Raw genomic sequence first — 3,070 nt, 5'->3', positions numbered from 1 at the left:
GCCGCCGAGGACGCACTGCTCGGCTGCCACGTCCTGCGGTGGGGTCTTGTCGAACTGGCCGTCCCGCTGCGCCGGTGGTTGGCCTCCGCCGGAGCCGCGGCGCCCCGCACGTACGCTTCGGCCAGCCCGGTGACCAGGGCGGTCACCTCGGGGCGGCCCCGGCGCAGCAGGGGCACGTAGGTGGCTTCGGTGTCGTCGCTGTCCCGGGCCATCGCGGTGAGGACGCCGTCCGGGCCGATCTCCAGGAACCGGGTGACGCCACGGCCGCGCAGCCAGGCGATGCCGTCGGCGAACCGGACCGCCCCGCGCACGTGCCGGACCCAGTAGTCGGCGTCCGGTGTGCCGGCGAGTTGCCCGGTCAGGTTGGACACGACCGGGATGACCGGCTCGTGGTAGGTCAGGGCGCTCGCCACCTGGGCGAACTCGGCCAGCATCGGCTCCATCAACGCCGAGTGGAACGCGTGGCTGACCGTCAGCGCCTTGGACGTGTCGAAGTGGGCGGCGACCGCCGTCACGGCGTCGGCGGTGCCGGACAGCACCACCGACCGGGGACCGTTGACGGCGGCGATGTCCACACCGGCGGACAGCAGCGGCAGCACCTCGGCCTCGGTGGCGCGTACCGCCACCATCACCCCACCGGGCGGCAACGCCTGCATCAGCCGGCCTCGCGCCGCCACCAACGTCGCGGCGTCGGCAAGGGACAGCACGCCGGCCACGTGGGCGGCGGCGATCTCACCGATGGAGTGCCCCACCAGGTAGTCCGGGGTGACCCCGAACGACTCGACCAGACGGAACAGGGCCACCTCGACCGCGAACAGGGCAGCCTGCGTGTGGACGGTCTGTTCGAGGTCCACCCCGTCGGCGATCACCTCCCGCAGCGGACGGTCGAGGTGGGGGTCCAGTTCCGCGCAGACCGCGTCGAATGCTTGCTCGTACGCCGGGAACCGCTCAGCGAGGTCGAGGCCCATGCCCTGCCGCTGGGATCCCTGACCCGAGAAGAGGAAGGCGGTGCGGCCCTCCTGGACGGTGCCGGTGACGAGCCCGGCGGCGGCGTTCCCGTCGGCCAGGGCTGCGAGGCCGGCCGGAAGGTCGGCGCCGGTGACCACCGCCCGGACGGGCAGCGGTGAACGGGTAGCGGCGAGCGAGTGGGCGACGTCGACGGGGCTGGCCCCGGAGCTGGCGGTGAAGGCGCCGAGGCGCCCGGCCTGGGCGCGTAGCGCCTCCGGCGTGTGACCGCTGAGCACCCAGACCGGGTCGGTGGCGGCCGGGACGTCCGTCGCCGGGACGTCCGTCGCCGGAGCCTCCTCGATGATCGCGTGGGCGTTGGTGCCGCTGATGCCGAACGCGGAGACCGCCGCCCGTCGGGGCCGCTCCCCCGGCGCCCACTGGCGCTCAACGGTGAGCAGCTGGACGTTGCCGGCGGTCCAGTCCACGTGCGGGGTGGGCTCGTCGACGTGCAGGGTGCGCGGCATGACACCGGCCCGCAGGGCGAGCACCGTCTTCATCACGCCGCCGACCCCGGCCGCGGCCTGGGTGTGGCCGAGGTTGGACTTGAGCGAGCCGAGCCAGAGCGGTTCGCCGGCCGGACGGCTCTGACCGTAGGTGGCGAGCAGCGCCTGCGCCTCGATCGGGTCGCCGAGCCGGGTGCCGGTGCCGTGCGCCTCGACCAGGTCGACGTCGGCGGCGGTGAGTCGGGCGTTGGCGAGCGCGGCCCGGATGACGCGTTGCTGGGCGGGCCGCCGAGGGCGGCACCAGCTGGGAGCACCAGGTCACCATGGCGCGGTCCCGGGACCTGTTCGGGCCGTACGAGGTCGATCCGGACGGGCCGCTGCTCACCTCCGTGGGCCGCCCCGACCTGCGGTTGCAGAAGGCGGGTCACGGCAGCCTGGTTCGTACCCAGACCGACGAGTGGTACCTGGCCCACCTGGTGGGGCGCCCCTACTCCCCGCTGGGCAGTTGTGTGCTCGGCCGGGAGACCGCGATCCAACGGGTCGAGTGGCCGTCGGGTGAGTGGCCGAAGATCGCCGGAGGGGTTCCGGCGGACGAGGTCGTCGCACCCGACCTGCCCGCGCACCCGTGGCCGGCGGAGCCCGAGACCGATCACTTTGACGCCCCCGAGCTGGGCCTGTGCTGGTCGACGCTGCGCCGACCGGCCACCACCGACTGGGTCGACCTGCACGCCCGCCCGTCGTACGTGCGGATCCACGGCGGGCAGTCGCCGGTCGGACGGCAGGCCCCGAGCCTGGTCGCGCGACGTGTCGGGGCGATGCACTGCTCGCTGGAGACCGTTGTCGAGTTCGACCCGGCCGACCACCGGCAGCTCGCCGGGGTCACCGCGTACTACAACACCCTGAACTGGCACCACCTCTACCTGACCCGCGACGACGACGGGCGGACGGTGCTGGAGTTGCTCAGCTCCGACAACGGGAGGCGCACCCCGTACCCGGATCTGACCGTTGACGTCAGCGGCGTCACCCGGGTCGGTCTGCGGGCCGTGTTCGACGGGCCGGTGGTGCGTTTCGACTACGACCTCGGCGCCGGTTGGCAGCCAGCCGGCGTCGACCTGGACGCGACCATCCTGTCCGACGAGCACGCCGCGCTGATCATCGACGGTGAGCCGGCGGCGTGGGGCTTCACCGGGGCGTTCCTCGGCCTGTGGGTGCAGGATCTCGGCGGCGACGGCGCGTACGCCGACTTCGACCTGGCCACCTACCGGGAGCAGTGAGCACGCGGACGGCACCCGGCGGGTGCCGTCCGCGTTCCAGCCGTTCTACTCGACCTGGGCGGCGACGGCGCGGAGCTGGCCGAGGGTGGTGCGGAAGCCGTGGCCCGAGGCGGCCGGGTCCTCGGTGACCAGGCCGCTGACGGCCATGGCCTGCGAGCGGGACGCCGCGACCGCGTCGTCGCCGGCCCCGGTCACGTCGAACACGCCGAAGTCTCCGCTGAGCGTGCGGAACGTCGAGGCGGCCGGGTCCTTGGCGAGGTAGAGCACCGCGACCGGGCAGCCCGACCCTCCTCGGAGGCGATGCGCACCAGCCGGCCGACGCCGTCGCGGTCGATCGACTCGAAC

The 3,070-nt window shown here is 73.8% G+C and carries 2 protein-coding genes and 1 pseudogene; 1 reads left to right on the top strand and 2 read right to left on the bottom strand.

What is annotated here, in order from left to right; translation table 11 throughout:
* Positions 1-110: 110 nt before the first annotated feature.
* A pseudogene (locus ACWCO3_RS33350) lies at positions 111-1,745 on the bottom strand (acyltransferase domain-containing protein); the annotation flags it as partial.
* A 29-nt stretch (positions 1,746-1,774) separates the two neighbouring features.
* On the opposite strand from ACWCO3_RS33350, the gene ACWCO3_RS33345 reads away from it, so the two are divergent.
* Positions 1,775-2,725: a beta-xylosidase family glycoside hydrolase gene (locus ACWCO3_RS33345; RefSeq protein ID WP_450013918.1), complete on the top strand. Its 951-nt coding sequence runs from the start codon at positions 1,775-1,777 to the stop codon at positions 2,723-2,725.
* Between the two features lie 45 nt (positions 2,726-2,770).
* Here the strand turns inward: ACWCO3_RS33345 and ACWCO3_RS33340 are convergent.
* The coding region (locus tag ACWCO3_RS33340) for a hypothetical protein (protein WP_450013920.1) at positions 2,771-3,070 on the bottom strand (300 nt) is incomplete at its 5' end.

Source organism: Micromonospora sp. NPDC002411 (genome assembly GCF_053592955.1).
This window is presented reverse-complemented; position numbering and strand designations above follow the sequence as displayed.